Origin of the sequence: Solibacillus sp. FSL K6-1781 (genome assembly GCF_038630735.1) — a bacterium.
In the GTDB taxonomy this organism is placed as follows: domain Bacteria; phylum Bacillota; class Bacilli; order Bacillales_A; family Planococcaceae; genus Solibacillus; species Solibacillus silvestris.
Map to the genome: position 1 here is coordinate 3,966,252 of NZ_CP152038.1, position 25,575 is coordinate 3,991,826.

The window sequence follows — 25,575 nt, forward strand, 5'->3', positions numbered from 1 at the left end:
GACTTTATTATTTATTAACCAACTTTATTATTCATAAACAAAGCGAACGGTTTTTAAAATCTTTATTATTCAACTGTAACTGATTTTGCCAGGTTACGAGGTTTATCAACGTCACAACGACGGTGAAGTGCAGCATAATAGCTGATTAATTGTAATGGTACAACAGATACTAGTGGTGTTAATAGTTCATGTACTGAAGGGATGACTAAACGGTCGCCTTCTTCTTCCATGCCTTCCATTGCAATAATACATGCGTTGGCACCGCGAGCCACTACTTCTTTCACGTTACCGCGAATGTTAAGCGCCACACCTTTTTGTGTTGCTAAAGCAAAGACTGGTGTACCTTCTTCGATTAATGCAATCGTACCGTGTTTTAACTCACCACCGGCAAAACCTTCTGCCTGAATGTATGAGATTTCTTTAAGTTTTAACGCACCTTCCAATGATACACAGAAGTCCATATTACGACCGATGAAGAACGCATTGCGTGCAATTTTTAAATAGTCTTCGGCAATCTGCTCCATTTCATCCTTAGAGTCGATAATTGTCTGGATGCCGTTTGCAACGATCGCCAGCTCCTGTTTTAAATCAAAGTCAAGCTCCATTCCTAATTGCTTAGCAACGGCATAGGCAGCTACTGCTAAAACAGCTACTTGAGCGACATATGCTTTTGTAGAAGCTACAGCAATTTCAGGTCCGGCATGTAATAGTAATGTATAATCCGCTTCACGTGAAAGTGTTGACCCTTGTACGTTCGTTACAGTTAACGCTTTGTAGCCAAGCTCTTTAATTTTTACTAATACTTGACGGCTATCCGCTGTTTCACCTGATTGTGAAATGAAGATAAATAAAGGTTTCTTCGATAGTAACGGCATATTATAGCCAAACTCACTTGAAATGTGTACTTCTACTGGAATGCCTGCGATTTTTTCGAAGTACTGTTTCCCGATTAAGCCGGCATGGTAACTTGTACCTGCCGCAATAATATATAGACGGTCTGCTTCTGCTAATGCTTTTAGAATATCTGCATCAACCGTAACATCTTCACCTTGTTCATATGCTTGAATGATTTTACGGATCACAGTTGGCTGCTCATCCATTTCTTTTAACATGTAGTGAGGGTATGTTCCCTTTTCGATATCAGAAGCATCCAATTGTGCTGTATATGGTGCACGCTCAACAACGCGGCCATTTAATGTTGTAATTTCAACTTTATCTTTACGAACGATTACCACTTCTTTATCGTGCAATTCGATAAACTGGTCTGTTACTTGCAGCATCGCCATTGCATCTGAAGCGATTACGTTGAAGTCTTCACCTACACCTACTAATAACGGTGACTTGTTTTTCGCTACGTAAATCGTTTCCACATCTTCATTATCCAAAAGCGCTAATGCATAAGATCCGTGCACTAATGATAATGTCTTACGGAATGCTTCTAACGTAGATAAGCCTTCTTTAGCAAATAAATCGATTAACTGTACGATTACTTCTGTATCTGTATCAGAGTTCATCTGAGTTCCTTTAAGATAAGCTTTTTGTAATAAATGATAGTTTTCGATAACGCCATTGTGTACAAGCGTATAGCGGCCAGAAGCACTTGTATGAGGGTGTGCATTTAAGCGGTTCGGTACACCGTGAGTTGCCCAACGTGTATGACCAATCCCTACAGCTGCTTCAACATCGCCATCAACTGCTTTTCGTAAATCCGCAATACGTCCCTTTTCTTTGAAAACTGTTACGCCTTCTTCATTGTGTACAGCAATCCCTGCAGAATCATAGCCTCGGTACTCTAGTTTCTCTAAACCTTTTAATAAAATCTCTTTAGCGTCCAATACGCCGTTATATCCTACAATTCCACACATAATCCGTTTCCTCCAATGTTATTGCTACATCGAAGCACATTTTGGCAACACAAAAGCAGACTACGAAATCTACCATTTTTTACCTAGTGCCTTTAGAGAAGTTAATTCGAAGGTGATGTTTGCTCTCGTTTAGCAAAACCTGCACGCATCATTAACAATCCTGCTCTATTTAAAAAGGTGATGTAGCTAAATATTATTTTTAATTGTATGCCGTTTCGTTTTTCTGTCCAGAAAATCGCTTCTCTGTTTTAAAACGAAAGTTACAACCGGGCATGTGCGATCGGGAGGCATCCGCCGAAATTTCGATAAACCTCCACCTCGTCAACTAAGGATTATGTCCGCTCGATTTCCTTAGTTCTGGCGCTATAATTGTTTTCCGATTTTGTATGCGCGATTTCCTCTCCTTTTGCGCAACTCAGCCATATCCTTTTACTGAGCATTTACATCATACACATAAACAATTTCACCGTCAATCCTACGCTTTCATTGTAAGCGCTTCATAGAAAAATTTTCTTTCCAAAGCTAGTGCGGCTGTTGCCTTACGTATGTGAATTCTTTCCCATAAGAAAATATCCCGTTTTGATTTAGGAGGTGAATTTTGTAACAGCAGAATCATTGTCATCCCACTGATTACAAGACTCACTCCTTACATGACATCAAAACGGGATATGCACTATTTTCTATCGTATGCAAAGAGCTCGATTAAAGCTCCTTCTCTTTTAATAAATTAACAATTTCTCGGTTAAAGGCAGGTAAATCATCCGGTGTACGGCTTGTAACAAGCTGTTTTTGACAAACAAATACTTCTTCATCATGGAAATTTACCCCTGCATATTCCATATCGACTTTAATCGATTTATAACCTGTCGCATCTCGTCCCTCTAATGACTTCGCCGTAATTAACAGCTGTGGTCCATGGCAAATTGCAAAGACAGGTTTCTTTTCATCCATAAAATGTTTTGCAAATGCTACAACGCGATCATCATCACGCAGTAAATCCGGTGAAAAACCACCCGGGATAAATAACGCATCAAAGTCCTGCGGGTTTGCCTCTGCTACCCCTTTATCAATCTGAACTGTTGCTTCACCATTTTTCCCTGTAATCGATTTATTGCCTTCTTTATCGATCGTTACAATTGTATGACCTGCAGCCTCAAGTGCTTCTTTCGGACTTGTGAACTCCACATCTTCAAACTTATCTGTAATTAATGTTGCAATTTTAGCCAATGTAAAACACTCCTTCGTCTTATTAGGTTACTTTATTTTGTTTCCCTGAATTCTTGAAAATGAAACATGTTATAGTGCATTTATTAGAACAAGTGTAGGCATTTTTAGAACGTTTTAGCCGGATGCTTGAACAGTTTAAGTATTCATTTGAATAGTTAAATTTATAACTGGGTTTAAGAGGTAAAAAACGTTTTTGTATTGTTTAGATTTGATCTTGAGTCGTTTTATTAGAACAGTTGGATGAGATTTTAGAAGAGTGACAGTCGATATTAGAACATTCGACATGGGTATTTGAAAACTTAAACTACATATTAGAACATCGGGCACTTTTATTAGAAGAACAGCATTTTATTAGAACTCTTTCAGTTATATTAGATCTTCTAAGCAGGATATTAGAAAATCCGCATGCTGCCATTAAAAACGTGCCCACAAAAAAACACCGGAAGCAATGTTTCCATTACTCCCGGTGCCGTTTTAAAATTTATTCAGCTAAACCCATTTCTGTACGTACTACATCTGCAATGCGTGCAACATAATTTTCACAAGCCTCTTCAGAAGCTGCTTCTACCATAACACGCACTAAAGGCTCTGTACCTGAAGGGCGTACTAATACACGACCATTGCCGGCCATTTCCGCTTCTACTTCAGCGATGACAGCTGCCACCTTTTCATTTTGAGTTACTGCATGTTTATCTGTTACACGTACGTTTACTAATTTTTGCGGGTAAATTGTCATTTCCCCTGCAAGTTCAGAAAGCTTTTTGCCTGTTGCTTTCATAATATTCACTAACTGAATACCTGTAAGCAGACCGTCGCCTGTTGTATTGTAATCTAAAAACACGATGTGACCTGATTGCTCGCCACCTAAGTTATAATCATTTGCACGCATTTCTTCCACAACATAGCGGTCACCAACCGCTGTCTTTACACTTGTCATTTCGTTTTCTTCAAGCGCTTTGTAGAAGCCCATATTACTCATAACCGTCGAAACTATCGTGCCTTTGTTTAAACGACCTTTCGCTTGTAAATATTTCCCGATGATGAACATAATTTGGTCCCCGTCAACAATCGTACCGTTTTCATCTACAGCGATTAAACGGTCTCCATCTCCATCAAATGCTAAACCAACATCCGCCCCGCGCTCCGTGACAAATGCCGCTAACTTTTCAGGATGTGTTGAACCGACACCTTCATTAATGTTCAGTCCATCCGGTGAAGCACCCATCGTTGAAATGTCTGCCTCTAAATCTGCGAATAAATGTGTTGCTAGAGAAGAAGTCGCACCATGCGCACAGTCTAACGCCACATGTAACCCCTCAAAATCTTCTTCTACTGTTTGTTTTAAGTATGAAATATATTTTTGTCCACCTTCAAAGTAGTCTGTTACTGCACCAATAGCAGCACCTACTGGACGTGGTAATGTATCTTCTTCTGCATCAAGAATACGTTCAATCTCTTCTTCTTGTGCATCTGTTAATTTAAAGCCGTCTGGACCGAAAAATTTAATGCCGTTATCTGCAACAGGATTGTGAGATGCCGAGATCATAACACCCGCTTCAGCATTCATGACACGTGTAAGATACGCAACACCCGGTGTACTAATTACACCTAAACGCATAACTTCTGCTCCAATTGAAAGAAGACCCGCAACAAGTGCACCTTCCAACATTTCCCCAGATATACGTGTATCGCGTCCAATTAACACTTTCGGGCGATCTTTAGCATCCTTCGTCAGCACATAGCCGCCAATACGGCCTAGTTTAAATGCCAACTCTGGTGTTAGTTCACTATTAGCGACACCGCGAACGCCATCTGTTCCGAAATATTTACCCATTTACTTTTTCTCTCCTTCAACGCTTGAAATACCATACGTTTTTAAATTTACCACATAAAGTGGATTGCTTGTTTTATTGATAGCTAGTTTCCATCTGTATCTTCAACATTTGTATCTGCATCTTTATCTGCTTCACTTTTATTATCCTGTTCACGAACTGGCTCTCCACTCACACTAGCACGTACCGTTAGTTTATCTTGAGATAACTTGGTAGCACCTGTTGGAAGCTCAATCTTTAAATCGTACGGACCGGATTTTTTTATTTTTGAAAGATCGACATTAACAACCACTTCTTTTAATGTATCCACTACAGATTTAGAACCATATACCGTTATGCTAGATTTTTCTGGGGATAAACTGTCAATTTTAAGCCCCTCTACTGGTTCCCCAATTTCGTTAATCTTAATCGGGACTTCTCTACTATATTCATTAATTTCTACTTTTACATTGACCTTATCCGGATTAATGCTGACATCGAGCTTATTCAGATCACGGTCGAGTACCTTTACAGCCGCTTCCTGCTCAAATGACTTATTTACATCTTTCTCGCCTGAAACCGTCGCCTTTACATAACTTATGTTATCAATGACACTCTTCGCTCCTGTTACCGCTACTTTTGACGGTTCTGCTGTCATCTCGTTCAGTACAAAGTTCTCCGCTAAAAGGCGGCTATTCATTTCCGGCTCTACACGAAACTGTTCAGTAACCTTTTCCTCAATTGTTACATTAATTATTCTTGGCTCAATTGATACATCCAGTTTTTCGGAAAAGTTTTCTTGATGTATTGTAACGCTATGTTCACCAATTAACAATGAGTTTAAATCGACAAAGAGTTTGAAATCCTTTTCCAGCTTTGTTTTCATTACAATTTGTTTCGGTCCTGAAATTTTCACATCGACCGTTTCAGGGAGCCCTGTCACAAATAAATTATCAGAATCATAGTAAACTTCCAATGGCACATTTGTGATGACATCTGTTTCATTGGATGAGCTCGATTCCGTTTCACGTTTTTCTTCTGTTTGAATATACAGGAAAAGTGCAACCGCTAAAAACAAAGCGGTTAAACGGAGCATCCATGAGCTATCAAATACCTTATCCATTCTTTTTCCCTCCCCAAGTCCACTTAGATGCTAAGTTAGAATCTTGCTCAGGACCAAACCACAGTTTACGCAGTAATTCTTCAAATTCTTTAATAGTGAGATTACGGTGTAAATTACCGTTAGCTGTTATACTAATCGCACCTGTTTCTTCGGATACAACAATTGTAATTGCATCTGTTACTTCACTTAACCCAAGTGCAGCTCGGTGACGTGTACCAAGTTCTTTGGAAATAAATGCACTTTCCGACAATGGTAAATAACACGCCGAAGCGGCAATTTGGTTTTTCTGTATAATTACGGCCCCGTCATGAAGCGGTGTATTTGGGATGAAAATATTAATCATTAATTCTGAAGAAATTGCAGCATCCATCTTAATGCCTGTTTCTACATATTCATTTAAGCCTGTATCTTTTTCGATTGATATAAGTGCTCCAATTCGGCGCTTTGCCATATAACTTACGGATTTTTTCATCGCTTCGACTAAGCGTGTCTGTTCATCTTCCTGCTGGTTATTAGTGCGTTGGAAAATCTTCCCTCGCCCGATCTGCTCAAGGGCCCGGCGAATTTCCGGCTGGAATATTATAATAATGGCTAAGAAACCCCAATCAATTACTTCTTGCAGTAACCAATCAAGGGTGTCTAAACCGAAAACGTAGGTAGCGAATTTCGCTAACACAACAATTAATAACCCTTTTAATAATTGAACGGCTTTCGTTCCTTTAATGAGGGTCAATGCTTTATAAACTACGTACCATACAAGCAGTACGTCCAGTACTTTAAAAATCATATCTACAGCAGCAATGTCTGTAAATTGTTCAATTATTTGCATGTGGCATCCCCCACCTTTACTTGCTAATCCATATTGTTTTTAGTATAGCACAATTCTGTCAGGGATTAACTTTCCTAACAGAAAAAAGTCTACCCGAACGAGTAGACTTTTCTTTCTATACTAGAACGGCTTTTTTTTGAGAAAAGTTCCGATTTATTAAGAAAATATTATTTCTTATTGTAATTGTCTTAGTGACAATTGTCCGATGTTACTCATCAAAGACAGCGATTGCTTTATTGAAGCCGTCTTTAATTTTGTACCAAAGCCATTCGAACATTTCATCGATTTCCTCTACTTGCCCTGTAACGACTGCCGTAGATGCCATGTAGTTGCCATTGATAACTGTAATATTGCCGTCCACTTCCCCTTCGACAATAATATCGCCATTTTTCACAACGATGTCACCTTTTACAACTTGACCGACAGGCACTGTTACCGTTTGCCCCTCAACAACTAAATTAGGCTGTTTTGTTACAGAGAATTGATCATCATTCGGGAAGCTACCTAACAATGTGGCACTCATACATAAAAAGAATACTGCTGCAGCTACAAGTACAGGATGCTGACGGAACCAACGTTTGATGCCGGCAGAACTTTTGCGTTTCGGTAAACGACTTATCACTTGATCCTCAAAGCGCGGAGGGGCAGTAATATGTGCTGCACTCTTGATAAACGCAACCGTGTCACTTAATTCATGCATATGTTGTTGGCAATCAGGGCATGTTTGTAAATGCTGCTTCAATAATTGTTCATGCTCACGACTAATATCACCATCTAAATATTCGTGCATATAATCCACGAATTCTGATGCACACGTTTTCATGCGTATCTTCCTCCTACAAATTGTTTAACTGCTTTCTTAACGCTTCACGGCCACGGTGAATCCGCGTTTTAACTGTTCCTAAAGGCATATCCAAAATTTCGCTAATTTCCTGAAGGGACAGTTCTTCTATATATTTTAAAACAATGACCGATCGATACTTGTCTGGGAGGCGGCTAATTTCATATTGTATGCGGTCCTGAAGTTCCATCTGCTCAACGGCCTCTTCCGGCAACTGCTCATCTGCGGCAATTTGAGAATACATATCCAGCCCTTCTGTCCCGGCTACCTCTGCATCTAAATAATAATCGGGCTTCTTTTTACGAATTCGGTCAATGCAAAGATTTGTTCCGATTCGGTAAAGCCATGTTGAAAATTTTCGATTTTGATCATACGAATGTAAATTAATATAGGCCCGTATGAATGCCTCCTGCGCGATATCTTCTGCTTCCTGTTTATTGCCAAGCATTCGATAGCACACTTGATACAGCTTGTGCTGGTAGAGGTTAACGATGTCGGCATATGCGTTTTGGTCACCTTTAAGCACTTGCTTTATTCTTTTATTAACTAACGCATCCATTTGTCTTTCCTCTCCACCTTTTCAGCTGTTCTATATATACGGATTGCTTATTAAAAGGTTTCACTTTCTATAAAAATATTTTCCCACCCATAAATATGTGCCCTTATTATAACAAACTTCATAACGACCAATCGAATTTTTTCGTAATTATCATACTAAAGTTTCGCCAAATAAAGAGCCAATTAATGCAACCGCTACATCTGCTGTTTTATTTCTCTCATCTAATATAGGGTTCACTTCTACAAACTCTGCTGATGTCATTAATCCGGATTCCTGTATCATTTCCATCGCTAAATGACTTTCTCTGTAAGTGATCCCACCTGCTACCGGTGTCCCCACTCCAGGAGTATATAAAGGATCTAATGCATCTAAATCAAGTGATAAATGAAGGCCGTCTATTTGCAATTGCTTAAAGTATTTTAGTGTTTCTTCCATTACATACGTCATTCCAAGCCGATCAATTTCGTGCATTGTGTATATTTTAATGCCTCGTGTCTTAATAAGTTCCCGTTCACCCTCATCGATAGAACGCCCCCCAATTATAACAATGTTTTCGGCTTTAATTTTAGGTTCTGCATGTAAAATTGACGTTAGCCTTTGATGTCCTAGCCCAATACTTGTTGCTAGCGGCATTCCATGAATATTTCCCGATGGTGTCGTTTCCGGTGTATTTAAATCTGCATGAGCATCAAACCAGATCACGCCCTGATTCTTATATTTCATCGATAGGCCAGCCAATGTACCAATTGCAATACTATGGTCGCCTCCTAAAACTAGCGGTATGTAATCCTTTTTTACGACGTTAAATACTTTTTCGGCAAGCGCTGTATTGACCTTAATTACTTCTTCCAGATTAAGCAGCTTTTCATCTTTCTGTGCAGCTGCATCCCCTTCAATTACTTGAATATTCCCTTCATCCTCAACTTCATATCCAAGATTAGTCAAACGTTGCTGCAACCCCGCATACCTAATTGCACTCGGTCCCATATCCACCCCACGGCGCTGTTGCCCATAATCACATGGTACCCCTACGATTGAAATTTTCTTATTCATCATTTCTGCATCCCCTAACATGTCATGTAGTTTTTCTATTCTATTCTATTCTCCGCTCATCCTCCTATAGAAGTTTCGAGCAACTAAACGATTTTCCCTTTTTATACGCAAAAAATCCTTTACTTATAAATAAGTAAAGGATTGTTATTTGATATTTAAGTACACTTCTAAGTTTATAAAATAAAAGTGAGCCATGAAGGACTCGAACCTTCGACCCTCTGATTAAAAGTCAGATGCTCTACCAACTGAGCTAATGGCTCATAAAAAATAAAAAAAATGGCTGGGGTACCTGGATTCGAACCAGGGCATGACGGAATCAAAATCCGTTGCCTTACCGCTTGGCTATACCCCAAACATTTTATAGATGGTGGAGGGGGACGGATTCGAACCGCCGAACCCTAAGGAGCGGATTTACAGTCCGCCGCGTTTAGCCACTTCGCTACCCCTCCGACAAATGATGCAACACTGTTAAAGTTGAATGGTGGAGGATGACGGGCTCGAACCGCCGACCCCCTGCTTGTAAGGCAGGTGCTCTCCCAGCTGAGCTAATCCTCCATACATAACAAGTGTTACTGCTTTATTTTTTTATGAAGCCTTAAATGGTGACCCGTACGGGATTCGAACCCGTGTTACCGCCGTGAAAGGGCGGTGTCTTAACCACTTGACCAACGGGCCGTTATAAGTTGTTCTCTTGAAGACAAGATTTATAATATCATCATTTTTTATATAGTGCAAGCCTTTTTCAAAAACTTTTTCGAAAAAGTTTTATTGCTTATTTTATAATAGTAAAAAGGCAAAAAAAATGGCTCCGAAGGCAGGACTCGAACCTGCGACCTGCCGGTTAACAGCCGGATGCTCTACCAACTGAGCTACTTCGGAACGCTACTATTATACAATGATGTACAAGCCATCTTTCGTACATTTATTATTATAGCAACGTTTAAAATTTATACAAGTAGTTTTTTGAAATAATTTGAACATTTTATTTTTTAGGCTTTTCTTCTATTATAAATACCTCATTATAATGAATTATTGTTTTCTAATACCGCTTTATAAACTCGACAATTTCATTGATTAAGCCATTTGCGAGTGGTAAATCGGGATTGGAATAGCTCGCAATATTTTGTTCTCGATCACCTTCTATTTCTTTTAATACATGATTCATCTTACTGAAATAATGTATTATCGCTTGATCATTTGCTGCATATAAGTTTTCTGCATCTGTTTCGGTTACTTGAATATCTTTTCTTCCTTGAAGAATGATAACCGGAACATTAACATTGCTTATTTCTTGTTGTGGATCGTATTTAAGCCATGAAATCATATATGGTTGAACAGATGGCCTAAATAGTGATTGGAGCTGTTCAGATACTGTCTCTACCTTTTTACCAGCTTTTAATTGCTGCAATGCTTTTTCGGATTCCATTAATAAATTCGGAGGTAAGCTTCCTGACAATTGTTCCATTAAAACTTCATCAGCCGGTCTGCCAATCCCTGCAATCGAAATAAGTGATGCTATATCATTTTGTTGAGCGGCAACCGTCATTATTAAAGCACCTTCGCTGTGACCTAGTAAATGAATTTCATTAAAGCGGTCATCGTTTTTAGCATAGTCTACAATTGCCTGAACGTCTTCAACATACAGATCAAATGTTAAATCATCTTCCTTTTTAATAAGTGCCGTATTATCACCAATTCCACGCTTATCGAAACGAATAGAAGCAATCCCTTTCTCCGCTAAGCTCTCTGCAATCATTTTTAAGCTATTATTCGCACCAGCCCCTATTGTGTTACCGTCTTTATTTGTAGGACCTGACCCTGCATGGATTATGACTAGCTCTCCCGTAGGTTTATCAGGCATCTGTAACGCTGCTTTAAGCTCTCCGCCGGCAACGGGAATCAATAGCTCTTTATACGTAACAGGCGTTTCTGTATATGGCTTTAACGTAATAGGATAGGACTGTCCGTTTTGAGTAAACGTTCCTTCTATAGTTTCGTTTTTCAGAGTTCCTGCAATCTTTATTAAAGATCCAGCAATGTTAATAGTGATAACCGCATCCGAGCCATTATATTCAATTGATTCAAATGCGAATTCAGTGATTCCTTGAACTGGTACAGAAATATTTCCACTTGCCTCCTCCAAATTTAAAATAATTTCAAGAGGTGACTGAGGAATTTCAATCATCCCCTGCCACTTTCCTATTAATGCTTCATTCACCTGCACAACCTCCTGCTTCGTCTGTTCTTCCACTGTTGAGTTATCACCCGTACTTTCACTATTACAAGCTGACAACAGTAATACAATAGCTAAACTATAAGCAATGTTTCGCATGTCTTTCTCCTCCCCATTCTATCTTAATTTCCTTTACGGTTAGAATAGGAAAAAGTTTCAAAATAAAAAAGCCATCAATGAAGATGACTTTTATTTTTATATTAAATTACGGGCAACAAATTCCTGAAGTTTATCATAATTACTTACCCTTTGATTACATAGTTGTGAGTCGTTGCAAATGTAATTACTATAAGATGTATAATTGTCACCGTTCCCCTTTACCGTAGCTGTAAACAGATGAACTACACTATGCTGGTTACAAATCGAACAGACACCTTTAATTGGGTTATGAGCATCTACAACTCCACGCAATGCCGTATATTCGCCTTCCTTTTCCAGTACAATGTATTGGCGGTTTGTTCCTTTATCCAACCATGATAGATAGCTGATTGCTTGCCAATCAATTGTCTCAAGTTTAGGTAGCTTCAGCTTTTTATCTTTTTTAAACAATTTTTGTAGACCTAGCTCTGAAATTGACTTAAATGGAATGGTATATGATTTTAAGCTCTGAAAAAATAGCTCTGCCCCTATAGTATCTTCAATCGTTTCCACTTCTTTAATAATGTCTTCATCTACATGTGTCAATCTTTCTCTTAGCTCTGTAATTGCCAGTTCACGTACAGCCGCAACTATTTTCTGATCATTCGACGTTAGCTTTGCCTTCAATATTTTATTTACTTGTTGCTCGATTAAACGTAAGTCTACTACTGTTAAAAATGGTGCAGTCATGTTATTTCCTCCAATATTTTGCCTTGTAAGAACCTTTACATTTATTAATCGTATTTCTTTCTGCTTTATTGGTCAACTACTTCACCAATTCTCGTATTAGGCAAGCGAAACTTAAATAAAAGAAAAACCAAAGAAGGGGGTCTGTTTTTAGGACGCCTACTTTGGTTTAACTTATTATAAACTTCTATTGTATTTTATAGTAGCCATACACTTAATTTTCAACATAAAAAAGCCACTACTGACTAAATCAGCAGCGACTTTTTGAGCGAAGCGACGTCCTACTCTCACAGGGGGAAGCCCCCAACTACCATCGGCGCTAAAGAGCTTAACTTCCGTGTTCGGTATGGGAACGGGTGTGACCTCTTTGCCATCATCACTTCACTATAGTGGGCTTTAAATAAGCCTATGTAAAAGAATTTCATTCTTTCAAAACTGGATAAACGTTTCATTGAATTGAGCAATAAAATGTGGTTAAGTCCTCGACCGATTAGTATTCGTCAGCTGCATGCGTCACCGCACTTCCACCTCGAACCTATCTACCTGATCGTCTTTCAGGGGTCTTACTTACTTGCGTAATGGGAAATCTCATCTTGAGGGGGGCTTCATGCTTAGATGCTTTCAGCACTTATCCCGTCCATACATAGCTACCCAGCGATGCCTTTGGCAAGACAACTGGTACACCAGCGGTATGTCCATCCCGGTCCTCTCGTACTAAGGACAGCTCCTCTCAAATTTCCTACGCCCACGACGGATAGGGACCGAACTGTCTCACGACGTTCTGAACCCAGCTCGCGTACCGCTTTAATGGGCGAACAGCCCAACCCTTGGGACCGACTACAGCCCCAGGATGCGATGAGCCGACATCGAGGTGCCAAACCTCCCCGTCGATGTGGACTCTTGGGGGAGATAAGCCTGTTATCCCCGGGGTAGCTTTTATCCGTTGAGCGATGGCCCTTCCATGCGGAACCACCGGATCACTAAGCCCGTCTTTCGACCCTGCTCGACTTGTAGGTCTCGCAGTCAAGCTCCCTTATGCCTTTACACTCTACGAATGATTTCCAACCATTCTGAGGGAACCTTTGGGCGCCTCCGTTACTCTTTAGGAGGCGACCGCCCCAGTCAAACTGTCCGCCTGACACTGTCTCCTACCCCGCTAAGGGGCATGGGTTAGAAGTTCAATACAACCAGGGTAGTATCCCACCGACGCCTCCTTCGAAGCTGGCGCTCCGAGATCTCTGGCTCCTACCTATCCTGTACAAGTTGTACCAAAATTCAATATCAGGCTACAGTAAAGCTCCACGGGGTCTTTCCGTCCTGTCGCGGGTAACCTGCATCTTCACAGGTACTATAATTTCACCGAGTCTCTCGTTGAGACAGTGCCCAGATCGTTACGCCTTTCGTGCGGGTCGGAACTTACCCGACAAGGAATTTCGCTACCTTAGGACCGTTATAGTTACGGCCGCCGTTTACTGGGGCTTCAATTCACAGCTTCGCTTGCGCTAACCGCTCCTCTTAACCTTCCAGCACCGGGCAGGCGTCAGCCCCTATACGTCACCTTACGGTTTTGCAGAGACCTGTGTTTTTGCTAAACAGTCGCCTGGGCCTATTCACTGCGGCTTCTCTAGGCTATGCACCCAAAGAAGCACCCCTTCTCCCGAAGTTACGGGGTCATTTTGCCGAGTTCCTTAACGAGAGTTCTCTCGCACACCTTAGGATTCTCTCCTCGACTACCTGTGTCGGTTTGCGGTACGGGCACCTCTCACCTCGATAGAGGCTTTTCTTGGCAGTGTGAAATCAGGAACTTCGCTCATACGAGCTCGTCATCACAGCTCAACGTTATAGTATGCGGATTTGCCTACATACACGCCTTACTGCTTGAACACGCGCAACCAACGGCGTGCTTACCCTATCCTACTGCGTCCCCCCATTTCTCAAACGGTGAGGAGGTGGTACAGGAATATCAACCTGTTGTCCATCGCCTACGCCTATCGGCCTCGGCTTAGGTCCCGACTAACCCTGAGCGGACGAGCCTTCCTCAGGAAACCTTAGTCATACGGTGCATGGGATTCTCACCCATGTTTCGCTACTCATACCGGCATTCTCACTTCTAACCGCTCCACCAGTCCTTCCGGTCTGACTTCAACGCTGTTAGAACGCTCTCCTACCACGCATACTCAAAGTATGCATCCACAGCTTCGGTGAATCGTTTAGCCCCGATACATTTTCGGCGCAGCGTCACTCGACCAGTGAGCTATTACGCACTCTTTAAATGATGGCTGCTTCTAAGCCAACATCCTGGTTGTCTAAGCAACGCCACATCCTTTTCCACTTAACGATTACTTGGGGACCTTAGCTGGTGGTCTGGGCTGTTTCCCTCTTGACTACGGATCTTATCACTCGCAGTCTGACTCCCGTGTATAAATATCCGGCATTCGGAGTTTGTCTGAATTCGGTAAAGCGAGATGCCCCCCTAGTCCAAACAGTGCTCTACCTCCGGTATTCTCAATCACGAGGCTAGCCCTAAAGCTATTTCGGAGAGAACCAGCTATCTCCAGGTTCGATTGGAATTTCTCCGCTACCCACACCTCATCCCCGCACTTTTCAACGTGCGTGGGTTCGGGCCTCCAGTGAGTGTTACCTCACCTTCACCCTGGACATGGGTAGATCACCTGGTTTCGGGTCTACGACCACGTACTAATTCGCCCTATTCAGACTCGCTTTCGCTGCGGCTCCGTCTTCTCAACTTAACCTCGCACGTAATCGTAACTCGCCGGTTCATTCTACAAAAGGCACGCTATCACCCATTAACGGGCTCTAACTACTTGTAGGCACACGGTTTCAGGATCTATTTCACTCCCCTTCCGGGGTGCTTTTCACCTTTCCCTCACGGTACTGGTTCACTATCGGTCACTAGGTAGTATTTAGCCTTGGGAGATGGTCCTCCCGGATTCCGACGGAATTTCACGTGTTCCGCCGTACTCAGGATCCACTCTGGAGGGAATGAACTTTTGACTACAGGGCTTTTACCTTGTTTCGCGGACCTTTCCAAGTCGCTTCGTCTAATTCATTCTTTTGTAACTCCGTATAGAGTGTCCTACAACCCCAAAGAGCAAGCTCTTTGGTTTGGGCTCTTCCCGTTTCGCTCGCCGCTACTCAGGGAATCGAATTTTCTTTCTGTTCCTGCAGGTACTTAGATGTTTCAGTTCCCTGCGTCTGTCTTCAACACGCTATGAATTCACGTGAAGATACTATCCGATTAAAGATAGTGGGTTCCCCCATTCGGAAATCCCCGGATCAAAGCTTACTTACAGCTCCCCGAGGCATATCGGTGTTAGTGCCGTCCTTCATCGACTCCTAGTGCCAAGGCATCCACCGTGCGCCCTTATTAACTTAACCAAAAGTTAACACTTAGATCAGAGATCTAAGATTTAAGTTTACACGTCAATTGCTTGACTTGTTTAAAAATCTATAAAATAGAAATTTGATTTATTGCTTTCAATGTCGTTTTATCCAGTTTTCAAAGAACGAAGCAGCTGACTTCAATCACATCGTGAGAAGCTTCACTGATTTTGCTTCATGCAGCTTTGCGACGTAAGCGCAAGCGTCAGGAGCAAGGTTTGAAGTATTTCATTCATTTAAGAATGAACCTTCAAAACTGAACAGCAAACGTTAATGTTTCATTCCCCGAAGGAATGATTCCGAAAAATCCTTAGAAAGGAGGTGATCCAGCCGCACCTTCCGATACGGCTACCTTGTTACGACTTCACCCCAATCATCTATCCCACCTTCGGCGGCTGGCTCCATAAAGGTTACCTCACCGACTTCGGGTGTTACAAACTCTCGTGGTGTGACGGGCGGTGTGTACAAGGCCCGGGAACGTATTCACCGCGGCATGCTGATCCGCGATTACTAGCGATTCCGGCTTCATGTAGGCGAGTTGCAGCCTACAATCCGAACTGAGAACGGTTTTATCGGATTAGCTCCCCCTCGCGGGTTGGCAACCGTTTGTACCGTCCATTGTAGCACGTGTGTAGCCCAGGTCATAAGGGGCATGATGATTTGACGTCATCCCCACCTTCCTCCGGTTTATCACCGGCAGTCTCCTTAGAGTGCCCAACTGAATGATGGCAACTAAGAATAAGGGTTGCGCTCGTTGCGGGACTTAACCCAACATCTCACGACACGAGCTGACGACAACCATGCACCACCTGTCACCGTTGCCCCCGAAGGGGAAACTATGTCTCCATAGTGGTCACCGGGATGTCAAGACCTGGTAAGGTTCTTCGCGTTGCTTCGAATTAAACCACATGCTCCACCGCTTGTGCGGGCCCCCGTCAATTCCTTTGAGTTTCAGTCTTGCGACCGTACTCCCCAGGCGGAGTGCTTAATGCGTTAGCTGCAGCACTGAGGGGCGGAAACCCCCCAACACTTAGCACTCATCGTTTACGGCGTGGACTACCAGGGTATCTAATCCTGTTTGCTCCCCACGCTTTCGCGCCTCAGTGTCAGTTACAGACCAGACAGTCGCCTTCGCCACTGGTGTTCCTCCAAATCTCTACGCATTTCACCGCTACACTTGGAATTCCACTATCCTCTTCTGCACTCAAGTTCCCCAGTTTCCAATGACCCTCCCCGGTTGAGCCGGGGGCTTTCACATCAGACTTAAGGAACCACCTGCGCGCGCTTTACGCCCAATAATTCCGGACAACGCTTGCCACCTACGTATTACCGCGGCTGCTGGCACGTAGTTAGCCGTGGCTTTCTAACAAGGTACCGTCAAGGTAGCGCCAGTTACTACGCTACTTGTTCTTCCCTTGCAACAGAGTTTTACGAACCGAAATCCTTCTTCACTCACGCGGCGTTGCTCCATCAGACTTTCGTCCATTGTGGAAGATTCCCTACTGCTGCCTCCCGTAGGAGTCTGGGCCGTGTCTCAGTCCCAGTGTGGCCGATCACCCTCTCAGGTCGGCTACGCATCGTTGCCTTGGTGAGCCGTTACCTCACCAACTAGCTAATGCGCCGCGGGTCCATCTTATAGTGACAGCCGAAACCGTCTTTCAACTTTCAAACATGTGTTAAAAAGTATTATTCGGTATTAGCCCCGGTTTCCCGGAGTTATCCCAATCTATAAGGTAGGTTACCCACGTGTTACTCACCCGTCCGCCGCTAAAATTTTAAAGGTGCAAGCACCAATAAAATTTCCGCTCGACTTGCATGTATTAGGCACGCCGCCAGCGTTCGTCCTGAGCCAGGATCAAACTCTCCATAAAAGTAGTTTGAAAGCTCATTTGCTTTGCTAGCGATTCAACTTCGTTAGAAGTTGAAATCTATTGTTTGCTTCATTTAAGAAGCTTGTTTCATTAACGTTGCTTGTTCAGTTTTCAAGGTTCATTTTGTTTCGTTTGCCGCGTCATCTCTTGGCGACCTACTTATAGTATCACCCCCTTGTTATATCCGTCAACACTTTTTCATAAGTTTTTTATATAACCGCGTTTAAAACTAATCGAAGGTGGGTAATAAAGCATGTACAAAACGTTGGTATCACTAGTTTTATGCTTATTTCTAGTTTTTATTTATTTTGATGATAAAAATAATATTTCCCCTGTATTTCAACTAACAGATGCCCCTGCAGTCATTACAAAAGGTCAGTTTGGGCAAAGCTTAATCATTGAGTTAAGTTATTCTCATAAAGGTTTTGAGGACTGGATCGCAAATCTGAGTGAACCATATCCGCTTATATTAGCTGAAAGTGACTGGTTATTACGAAGTCCTGAATTAGTAAAAATACTGAGGGAAAAAAATATTCGTGTCGGATTGCTTGGTTCAAGCAGTGATCAATACGAAGATAAGAACCTATTAAAAAAACAAATCGCAATCTATGAAAAAACATTTTACAAAAAGCCGCTTTGGTTTGCGACAGCGGATTACAAAGTCGATACTTCTATGAAATCAGCTTTGCATGAGCTGGGCATTAACATCGTTGCTCCAACTTATACATTTCCTATAGAAGAAAATAAAATTCCTGAAGGTTCATTTGTAAGTATTCCTTTACATCGAGATAAGGAAGTTTCTTTTGAAGGCATTAATGAATTTATAAAAGCGCATAAATTTGTATCAATTGAACAAAATATATTTGGCTATGAAATTTCTACAAAGCGTTTTCCTTGATATAAGGGAATCTACTATATAACTAAAAAAGGGCTGCCACGAAATTTTTCATTTCTGTGATCGCCCTTTTTTTATGCTTTTGCCGTTTTAGTAGCTTCTTTTCGCGCTTTGCGACGCTCTTCCAATCTTTTTCGGTCTTCTTCTGATTGTGCGTTGTATTTTGGCAACATTAAAATTTGGTATGCATTAACGGCTACTAACGGGAATAATAAGAGTGCGACGTACACATCAATATTATCCTGTCTCCCCATCAATGCGATGATCCATTCCAAAGATGTGATAACAATCATAAAAAACAATGTTGAAATCAATACATGCGGCTTTTGCGTCATTTTGATTTTCTTTATCGCAGTCCATATAGCCGCGCCGACCAGCACTGCAAGTAAGAAGCCATAAATCAACCATTCACCTGCTGCACTTGCTCCTGGTGCAAAACGGAAAACAATAATATCCACAAGCACAATTATTATTAATAAAATCTGAATCCAATTCCAAAGTGTTAATGATCTAAATATATTGACCCCGACTTGATGTAATGTTAAATAAGCGAAAAAGCCTGCTTGTGCCATTACACTCATCGTCATCCCTAATACGACATTCCAAACTACTGCAGCAAAAAATTCTGAGATTTCTCCGTTCGCTAAGTATGGCTGGTAAAAGTCCCAACGAATAATTAACGAGGCAACTGCATTAACTAAACCACCGATTACTAATGCCCAAAAAGCAAACTTCACCCAGTTTCGTATCGTCACGAACAAATTCCCCCATTTTTTAATATATCTTGTATATTTTATCAATTTGATTTGAAAAAAGCGACCTCTCTTAAAAGATGTTACATATAATCAGTAAAATTGTGAACAATAAGCGAAAGCGCATAAATGAAGAAAGGACGTGAGAAAAGTGAAACGTTTAATCATATTAGCCTTTTCCCTCATTCTCCTTGCCGGTTGTAATGATGCCAAATCGACGACATTATCTTATGATGAAGTAAAGAAAATTATGGTCGATGCCATTCAGACAGAGGATGGGAAAAAAGCAATTCGCCAAATGTTTGAAGATAAGAATTTTCGGGAGTTGCTTATTTTAAATACCGAAGAAGTTAAAAAAGCGACTGAAGAGACAATGTTATCAAAAGATGCAATGGATTTTTGGATTAAAACATTCGAAGACCCGAAATTTAAAGAAACATTTGCAAAAAGTATGCAGGATCAGCAGGAAGATTTAATGAAAAACCTACTGAATGACGCGAGTTACCAAGAATCTCTAACGTCTTTCTTCGGTCAGCCGGATATGCAAAAGCAGCTTGAAAGCATCATGAAAGGTGCTGTTATGCGAAAAGAGCTGGAGAAAATCGTAATGGAAACAATCGAAAATCCGCTTATGCAGACGAAATGGCAGGAGCTCATTAAGAAAAGCGGTGAAGCTTCATCCGAGAAGGGTTCTGGTTCTGGTTCGGGGTCTGAATCCGGATCTGGCTCAGGGAAGGATAGCGGCGGTAAAGACAGCGGTGGAGGCTCATAAAAAAACAACCAGTCGTCTCATTGGGACAACTGGTTGTTTTTTTGTTATTTATTTAATTCTGAAATAATTTCTTCAGCAATTTGTAAATAGATTTCACCTGTTGGATGCGATTCTGCATATACAGAAGGTGCAAAGTCTTCCTCTGTCCAATCTGGTTGTCCTAACGGAATTTGACCAAGTAATTTTGTGCGCAGTTCATCAGCTAGCTTCGGACCGCCGCCTTGACCAAATACGAATTCTTTTTCGCCTGATTTGCTTTCATACCAAGCCATATTCTCAATAACACCTAAGATTTCATGATTTGTTTGTAACGCCATCGCACCTGCACGGGCTGCTACGAAAGCGGCTGTCGGATGAGGTGTTGTCACAACAATCTCTTTTGAAGATGGCAGCATTTGGTGAATATCCAGTGCTACGTCTCCCGTTCCTGGTGGTAAATCCAATAGTAGATAGTCTAAATCGCCCCACTCGACATCACGGAAGAACTGGTCCAATACTTTACCAAGCATCGGTCCGCGCCAAACGATTGGTGCATTGTTTTCAACAAAGAATCCCATTGAGATAACTTTTACACCAAGGCGTTCCACCGGGTAAATACGGTCATCTTTTACGACCGGCATTTCTGTTACACCCATCATGTCCGGTACAGAGAAACCATAAATATCAGCATCGATTAAACCGACTTTTTTGCCTAGGCGTGCTAGTGCAACTGCCATATTTACAGATACCGTCGATTTCCCTACTCCACCTTTACCTGAGGCAATTGAAATAAATTGTACGCTTGATAAAGGTGATAAAATATCTTGTGCTTCTGCTTCGGTCGCTTGTCCACGGAATGATTGCAGTACTTCTGCCGGTAGCTCTTCAAAACGAATCCCAACGGAAGCCGCGCCATTTTCTTTTAACACTTCAACAATTTTCATTTGAAGTGTCATTTGTTCAGGCGTATTAGTTTTTGCAATTGCAATACGAACACTAACATGCGCTTTTTCTGCTTTAATCGAAACGTTTGTTACACCTTTTGTTTCTGCTAGTGATTTATGTAAAAACGGATCTTGTAGTTCTCCTAATAGTTCTCGGACTTGTTCCTCATTTAACATATCAAACACTCCCCTGAATGAAATTACATTTGTTAGTATATCATAATCGATTCGTATTGTTATTACATGTTGCCTACTCGTATTTTACATGAATATAATTTTCAATTCCGCGTGCAATCGCAAATGCCATTTTTTCCTGATAGCTGTCATTTGCCAGTAAATCACGCTCTTCCTCATTACTTAAAAATCCTGTTTCTACTAATACAGCCGGTTTTTCAATTTTCTTTAATAAATAAACATTTTTAATCGACAGTGCTTCGCGGTCCGTATTTTCCATCGTCTCTCGAATTGATTGTTGTACAGCCTGTGCGAGTGCCTGGCTTTTCTCGTGTCCAGTGTGATGGTAAAACACTTGCGCCCCTCGCCATTTACTATTTGGGATTGCATTTGCGTGAATCGTAACGAATAGATCCGGTTCATGTGAGTCCACTAACGTTTCACGTAAAAAAATGTCCTGCTTTTTACGCTCACGAAGTGTTGGAAATGTTTCACTTGGTGCATGTTCACTTAATACATCTCCATCCGTTGAACGTGTTAATACTACTTCCGCACCTAAACGTGTTAATTGACGAGCTACTTTTTTTGTAATTGCCAGTGTCACGTCTTTTTCAATTACCTCTCCATTTGAAGCACCACCATCAATTCCTCCATGACCAGCATCTAACACAATTTTTACCCCACCTAATGGCTCGGGTAAAAAAAATCGCCGGTCGGATGCGTTCGTTTCATATACAACGACAAGCATCGAACAAAAAATTACGAATATGAGTGCAAGCCAACGTTTCAAAAAAAACACCGTCCTTTTTGCCTACTATACGCAAAAGGACGGCGGAATATTCACCTTATCATTGAGACTGGAGCTGACGTTGTAATGTTGCATAAAAACCTTGTTCCTTCATTAAAGAATCATGATTTCCTTGTTCTAAAATTTGACCGTCCTTAATGACGAGAATCTGATCCGCATTTTCAATTGTTTTAAGACGGTGTGCAATGACAAAGCTTGTTCGCCCTTCCATCAAATTGTTCAAGCCTTTCTGAATATGCACTTCTGTCATCGTATCAACACTTGAAGTTGCTTCATCTAAAATTAAGATATCGGGATCCTCTAGAATTGCACGGGCAATCGCTATAAGCTGACGCTGCCCCTGACTTAAATTTAAGCCTCCGCTTGTCAGTACAGTATCGTACTGTTCAGGCAAATACTTTATAAAATTATGTGCATATGCAATTTTTGCTGCTTGTTCAACTTCATCATCTGTTGCATGGAGCTTACCGAAACGGATATTTTCACGCACCGTTCCTGAAAACAAATACGTATCCTGCAGAACGACCCCGACATGGTCGCGCACATTCGTCATTTTGTAATGTTCAATTGGCTCGCCGTCCAATAAAATCCGGCCACCTGTCGCATCATAAAATCGTGTTAGCAGCTGAATGATTGTCGTCTTCCCGGAACCAGTAGGACCAACAATGGCAATTGTCTCCCCTGCCTTTGCTTCAAAATCAATTCCGTGTAATACAGGCTTGCCCGTTTCATAGGCAAATTGAACATTTTCGAACTTTACATCACCACTGAACTGTTCTTTCTCTTTTGCATTTTCAATGTCCGCTACTTCTTTTGTTTCATCTAACACTTCAAATACACGTTCGGAACCCGCAATGGCCGATTGGAACGTATTGAGCAGGTTCGATAGCTGGTTGATCGGCCGGAAAAACTGTCGGGTGTACGTAACGAATGATGCGATTACACCGATTGTCAGTCCGCTTGTTACAGCCATTATTGCACCTGCACCTATTACAAGGCTTAAACCTAAGTTGTTCATAAAGTTATTGATTGGACCCATGAAGCCAGAGATAATATCGGCTCGCATCGCTGAACCGCGCAATCGCTCATTGGCTTCTTTGAACTCAGCAAGCGTTGATTTTTCCTGACCGAAAAGCGTAATAATATCCGCGTTCGAAATGGTTTCTTCAATATAACCATTTAAATTGCCCAGATCCCGTTGACGTGCCTTGTAGTTCACGCTGCTTCGTTTAATAATCTGCTTTGTCGCATAAACGATGAGTGGAATAATAATGAGCGTTACTAGTGCTAATCGCCAATCTAAATAAAAGAGTGCAAAGGCCGTCCCGACAATCGTTAAAAAACTTGAAACAATTTGTATGACACTTTGGGACAATGCCGCATTTAAATTTTCGATATCATTGGTCATCCGGCTCATTAAATCGCCCTGCTGTTTTTTATCGTAAAATGCGAGCGGCAGTGACTGGTACTGCTCAAACAGGTGTTGACGCAACCGGCGAATGGTCTTCTGTGAAATACGAATCATGACAAATGTTTGAAGCCAAGTGAGTACGGACGATGCGATATAGACCCCTGCCAAAATAAGTGCCATGCGAATCGCCCCCGGCACATCGAGCTTCACAATATAATCATCAATCGTTTTCCCGATTAGAAATGGACCGACTAAACTTAACAGTGTACTAATAATAACGAAAATGACGACACTGATCAGCTCTACCTTTTGAACACGTAAATAGCTCCAAATCCGAAGCAGTGTTTCCTTTTGATTTTTTGGCTTCACAACTGGACCTGTAAAGCGCCCACCTGGATGCCTCATAGGTACAGGCGGTTCCCCTTGTTGTTTATTCACTTAAGGTCACCCCTTTTTCTGCCTGTGTTTTTGCCATTTCTTGATACAATATACTTTCCTGCAATAGTTGCTCATGTGTTCCTTGTGCAGCAATTTTCCCGTCGTCCATTACAAGTATTTGATCAGCATGGCGAATAGAAGAGATTTTAGACGAAACAATCACTTTTGTAGCATCACTGAACTGTTCTTCAATCGCACGTTGAATTGTTTTTTCAGAAATACTGTCAACCGCACTTGTCACATCATCCAAAATTAAAATACTCGGTTTCCGGATAAAGGATCTCGCCATTGCCAAACGCTGCTTTTGCCCACCGGACAAGTTTGTCGCCCCTTGTGTGAGCAAATGTTCTGTCCCTGCATCCAGTTTGTCGACAAATTCCTTTGCGTTTGCCGACTGTAATGCCTGTACAATGTCCTCTGACGTTGCATCGGATTTACCGTATCGCAAGTTGTCGGCAATCGTTTTTGAGAACAATGTCGCTTTTTGCGGGGAAAAACCGATTGACTGGCGTAAATGTTCCAATGAATAGCTGCCAATTGGCACTCCGTCTATTTTTACGCTGCCACTGTCAGGATCAAACAGGCGTGGAATCATTTTAACTAATGTCGATTTCCCGCTTCCTGTCATTCCGATAATGCCCACTGTTTCTCCCGCATTCACGTGGAAGCTAATATTTTTCAATACGGATTCTGTTTCTTTTAAATAGGAGAAGCTTACATTTTCGAAACTAATACTTCCCTGAATTTCTTTTATCTCTGGTTTTAAAGGGCTCATTAAGTCTGTTTTCTCTTCCAGCACTTCTACAATTCGCCCCGCGCTTGGTATTGCACGTGCCAGCTGTACAAGTACCATTGATGAACTCATCAGCCCCTGCATGACCATCATTAAATAGTTGATAAAGGCAAGAATAACCCCTACTTGCAACGTGTTGTTATCCACTTTGATCGCACCCATCCAAAGTGCTGCTACAATACCTAAGTTCACGACAAACATCGTAAGGGGTGCCAGTACGCCTATAATTTGATCGGCTGCCATACTGCGTTTCATCAGCTGTGTATTCACTTTGGTAAACTGTTCAATTTGGTGATTTTTCCTGTTGTATGCCTTAATGACACGAATACCTGCCAAGTTTTCCTGAACTTTTGTGTTTACCATATCGACAACCTTCTGCACTTTATGAAAAAGCTTTCCTGAAAGTGCCGTAAAATAATACATGCAAAATGCCAAAATCGGAACCACGACCAATAAAATCGGAAATAGCTCTCGCGCTGTAATAAAAACAATGACAATGGCCCCGATAAACATCATTGGTCCACGGACAAATACTTTCAATAACATCGTCAATGCCCGCTGTAGCATTTCCATATCACTCGTTAAATTTGTAACAAGCTTTCCGAGCGTAAATTTATCTTTACTGCTATTTGAAAAATACGTAATCGTTTCATATAAATCTTGCCGTAGATCGGTTGAAAAGTTTACGGCCGTCCGTGATGCATAAATGGAACACCCTATCCCGCCAATTAGACCGATTACGGATGTCGCTATCATTAAGCCAAACATTTTCACAATATATGACGTATCATTTTGAGCGATCCCATCATCAATAATATGCTGTAATATTGTAGGTTGCAGCAAATCCATACTTACCTCAATAACCATCATTACAGGAGCGATGATCGCAAATAATATATATGGCTTAATATATTTTGAGAGTTTCCATACTGCTTGCATTAAACAAGTTCACTTCCTTATGTTGTGAAAA

The 25,575-nt window shown here is 41.5% G+C and carries 17 protein-coding genes, 6 tRNA genes and 3 rRNA genes; 2 read left to right on the plus strand and 24 right to left on the minus strand.

Features of this window, described 5'->3' with window-relative positions; translation table 11 throughout:
• Nucleotides 1-65: 65 nt before the first annotated feature.
• The 19 genes from glmS to MHH37_RS20170 form a co-directional block, all read right to left on the minus strand.
• Nucleotides 66-1,865 carry a glutamine--fructose-6-phosphate transaminase (isomerizing) gene (gene glmS, locus MHH37_RS20080; protein WP_340799463.1) on the minus strand — a complete coding sequence of 600 codons (1,800 nt, stop codon included), beginning with the start codon at nucleotides 1,863-1,865 and terminating at the stop codon, nucleotides 66-68.
• A 702-nt stretch (nucleotides 1,866-2,567) separates the two neighbouring features.
• Nucleotides 2,568-3,092 (minus strand): type 1 glutamine amidotransferase domain-containing protein, encoded by a 525-nt coding sequence (locus tag MHH37_RS20085; protein WP_008405967.1) that lies wholly within the window; start codon nucleotides 3,090-3,092, stop codon nucleotides 2,568-2,570.
• Nucleotides 3,093-3,573: 481 nt separating this feature from the next.
• Entirely contained in the window at nucleotides 3,574-4,926 is a 1,353-nt protein-coding gene (gene glmM, locus MHH37_RS20090; protein ID WP_008405968.1) for a phosphoglucosamine mutase, read from the minus strand.
• Nucleotides 4,927-5,009: 83 nt separating this feature from the next.
• Nucleotides 5,010-6,026 (minus strand): CdaR family protein, encoded by a 1,017-nt coding sequence (locus tag MHH37_RS20095; RefSeq protein WP_342574418.1) that lies wholly within the window; start codon nucleotides 6,024-6,026, stop codon nucleotides 5,010-5,012.
• Complete coding sequence (gene cdaA / locus MHH37_RS20100; protein ID WP_008405970.1) at nucleotides 6,019-6,855, minus strand: diadenylate cyclase CdaA; 837 nt, start codon at nucleotides 6,853-6,855, stop codon at nucleotides 6,019-6,021. The genes MHH37_RS20095 and cdaA overlap by 8 nt, the downstream gene beginning before the upstream one ends.
• Before the next feature lie 208 nt (nucleotides 6,856-7,063).
• A complete protein-coding gene (locus MHH37_RS20105; protein WP_342574419.1) occupies nucleotides 7,064-7,678 on the minus strand; it encodes a zf-HC2 domain-containing protein in 615 nt (204 codons plus the stop codon).
• Between the two features lie 13 nt (nucleotides 7,679-7,691).
• Nucleotides 7,692-8,255 carry an RNA polymerase sigma factor SigW gene (sigW, locus tag MHH37_RS20110; protein WP_008405972.1) on the minus strand — a complete coding sequence of 188 codons (564 nt, stop codon included), beginning with the start codon at nucleotides 8,253-8,255 and terminating at the stop codon, nucleotides 7,692-7,694.
• A 150-nt stretch (nucleotides 8,256-8,405) separates the two neighbouring features.
• A complete protein-coding gene (rocF, locus tag MHH37_RS20115) occupies nucleotides 8,406-9,308 on the minus strand; it encodes an arginase (RefSeq protein WP_173364523.1) in 903 nt (300 codons plus the stop codon).
• Nucleotides 9,309-9,495: 187 nt separating this feature from the next.
• Nucleotides 9,496-9,568: transfer RNA gene (locus MHH37_RS20120), tRNA-Lys, on the minus strand.
• A gap of 17 nt (nucleotides 9,569-9,585) precedes the next feature.
• Nucleotides 9,586-9,660: transfer RNA gene (locus MHH37_RS20125), tRNA-Gln, on the minus strand.
• A 13-nt stretch (nucleotides 9,661-9,673) separates the two neighbouring features.
• Nucleotides 9,674-9,757: transfer RNA gene (locus MHH37_RS20130), tRNA-Tyr, on the minus strand.
• Nucleotides 9,758-9,787: 30 nt separating this feature from the next.
• Nucleotides 9,788-9,863 (minus strand) — tRNA-Val (locus MHH37_RS20135).
• A 45-nt stretch (nucleotides 9,864-9,908) separates the two neighbouring features.
• Nucleotides 9,909-9,983 (minus strand) — tRNA-Glu (locus MHH37_RS20140).
• Between the two features lie 128 nt (nucleotides 9,984-10,111).
• Nucleotides 10,112-10,187, minus strand: a tRNA-Asn gene (locus tag MHH37_RS20145).
• 160 nt (nucleotides 10,188-10,347) lie between these two features.
• A complete protein-coding gene (locus tag MHH37_RS20150) occupies nucleotides 10,348-11,640 on the minus strand; it encodes an alpha/beta fold hydrolase (protein WP_342574422.1) in 1,293 nt (430 codons plus the stop codon).
• 96 nt (nucleotides 11,641-11,736) lie between these two features.
• The gene (locus MHH37_RS20155; protein ID WP_342574423.1) at nucleotides 11,737-12,369 is read right to left on the minus strand and encodes a FusB/FusC family EF-G-binding protein; all 633 of its coding nucleotides are present in this window, start codon (nucleotides 12,367-12,369) and stop codon (nucleotides 11,737-11,739) included.
• A gap of 265 nt (nucleotides 12,370-12,634) precedes the next feature.
• Nucleotides 12,635-12,750: ribosomal RNA gene (gene rrf, locus MHH37_RS20160) — 5S ribosomal RNA — on the minus strand.
• 86 nt (nucleotides 12,751-12,836) lie between these two features.
• Nucleotides 12,837-15,765 (minus strand): 23S ribosomal RNA (locus tag MHH37_RS20165).
• A 317-nt stretch (nucleotides 15,766-16,082) separates the two neighbouring features.
• Nucleotides 16,083-17,639, minus strand: a 16S ribosomal RNA gene (locus MHH37_RS20170).
• The 16S, 23S and 5S rRNA genes sit together here, the layout of an rRNA operon.
• 253 nt (nucleotides 17,640-17,892) lie before the next feature.
• Between MHH37_RS20170 and MHH37_RS20175 the strand changes: the two genes are divergently transcribed.
• Nucleotides 17,893-18,537 carry a hypothetical protein gene (locus MHH37_RS20175; protein ID WP_342574424.1) on the plus strand — a complete coding sequence of 215 codons (645 nt, stop codon included), beginning with the start codon at nucleotides 17,893-17,895 and terminating at the stop codon, nucleotides 18,535-18,537.
• Nucleotides 18,538-18,608: 71 nt separating this feature from the next.
• Here MHH37_RS20175 and MHH37_RS20180 read toward each other — a convergent pair whose 3' ends face one another.
• On the minus strand, nucleotides 18,609-19,289 hold the full coding sequence (locus MHH37_RS20180) for a KinB-signaling pathway activation protein (RefSeq protein WP_342574425.1): 681 nt from the start codon (nucleotides 19,287-19,289) through the stop codon (nucleotides 18,609-18,611).
• A 148-nt stretch (nucleotides 19,290-19,437) separates the two neighbouring features.
• Between MHH37_RS20180 and gerD the strand changes: the two genes are divergently transcribed.
• Entirely contained in the window at nucleotides 19,438-20,058 is a 621-nt protein-coding gene (gerD, locus tag MHH37_RS20185) for a spore germination lipoprotein GerD (protein WP_342574426.1), read from the plus strand.
• Nucleotides 20,059-20,102: 44 nt separating this feature from the next.
• Here gerD and MHH37_RS20190 read toward each other — a convergent pair whose 3' ends face one another.
• The 4 genes from MHH37_RS20190 to MHH37_RS20205 all read right to left on the minus strand — a co-directional run bounded on the left by MHH37_RS20190 (nucleotide 20,103) and on the right by MHH37_RS20205 (nucleotide 25,544).
• Nucleotides 20,103-21,158 (minus strand): P-loop NTPase, encoded by a 1,056-nt coding sequence (locus tag MHH37_RS20190; RefSeq protein ID WP_342574427.1) that lies wholly within the window; start codon nucleotides 21,156-21,158, stop codon nucleotides 20,103-20,105.
• A gap of 73 nt (nucleotides 21,159-21,231) precedes the next feature.
• Entirely contained in the window at nucleotides 21,232-21,945 is a 714-nt protein-coding gene (locus MHH37_RS20195) for an N-acetylmuramoyl-L-alanine amidase (RefSeq protein ID WP_014822426.1), read from the minus strand.
• 58 nt (nucleotides 21,946-22,003) lie between these two features.
• On the minus strand, nucleotides 22,004-23,779 hold the full coding sequence (locus tag MHH37_RS20200) for an ABC transporter ATP-binding protein (protein WP_342576296.1): 1,776 nt from the start codon (nucleotides 23,777-23,779) through the stop codon (nucleotides 22,004-22,006).
• 25 nt (nucleotides 23,780-23,804) lie between these two features.
• Nucleotides 23,805-25,544 carry an ABC transporter ATP-binding protein gene (locus tag MHH37_RS20205; protein WP_342574428.1) on the minus strand — a complete coding sequence of 580 codons (1,740 nt, stop codon included), beginning with the start codon at nucleotides 25,542-25,544 and terminating at the stop codon, nucleotides 23,805-23,807.
• Between the last annotated feature and the right edge of the window lie 31 nt (nucleotides 25,545-25,575).

Excerpts from the sequence above, each read along its gene's own strand:
- glmS (WP_340799463.1), bottom strand. The coding sequence starts at position 1,865 with ATGTGTGGAATTGTAGGATATAACGGCGTATTGGACGCTAAAGAGATT.
- glmM (WP_008405968.1), bottom strand. The coding sequence starts at position 4,926 with ATGGGTAAATATTTCGGAACAGATGGCGTTCGCGGTGTCGCTAATAGT.
- MHH37_RS20095 (WP_342574418.1), bottom strand. The coding sequence starts at position 6,026 with ATGGATAAGGTATTTGATAGCTCATGGATGCTCCGTTTAACCGCTTTG.
- cdaA (WP_008405970.1), bottom strand. The coding sequence starts at position 6,855 with ATGCAAATAATTGAACAATTTACAGACATTGCTGCTGTAGATATGATT.
- MHH37_RS20105 (WP_342574419.1), bottom strand. The coding sequence starts at position 7,678 with ATGAAAACGTGTGCATCAGAATTCGTGGATTATATGCACGAATATTTA.
- sigW (WP_008405972.1), bottom strand. The coding sequence starts at position 8,255 with ATGGATGCGTTAGTTAATAAAAGAATAAAGCAAGTGCTTAAAGGTGAC.
- rocF (WP_173364523.1), bottom strand. The coding sequence starts at position 9,308 with ATGAATAAGAAAATTTCAATCGTAGGGGTACCATGTGATTATGGGCAA.
- MHH37_RS20150 (WP_342574422.1), bottom strand. The coding sequence starts at position 11,640 with ATGCGAAACATTGCTTATAGTTTAGCTATTGTATTACTGTTGTCAGCT.
- MHH37_RS20155 (WP_342574423.1), bottom strand. The coding sequence starts at position 12,369 with ATGACTGCACCATTTTTAACAGTAGTAGACTTACGTTTAATCGAGCAA.
- MHH37_RS20175 (WP_342574424.1), top strand. The coding sequence starts at position 17,893 with ATGTACAAAACGTTGGTATCACTAGTTTTATGCTTATTTCTAGTTTTT.
- MHH37_RS20190 (WP_342574427.1), bottom strand. The coding sequence starts at position 21,158 with ATGTTAAATGAGGAACAAGTCCGAGAACTATTAGGAGAACTACAAGAT.
- MHH37_RS20200 (WP_342576296.1), bottom strand. The coding sequence starts at position 23,779 with ATGAGGCATCCAGGTGGGCGCTTTACAGGTCCAGTTGTGAAGCCAAAA.
- MHH37_RS20205 (WP_342574428.1), bottom strand. The coding sequence starts at position 25,544 with ATGCAAGCAGTATGGAAACTCTCAAAATATATTAAGCCATATATATTA.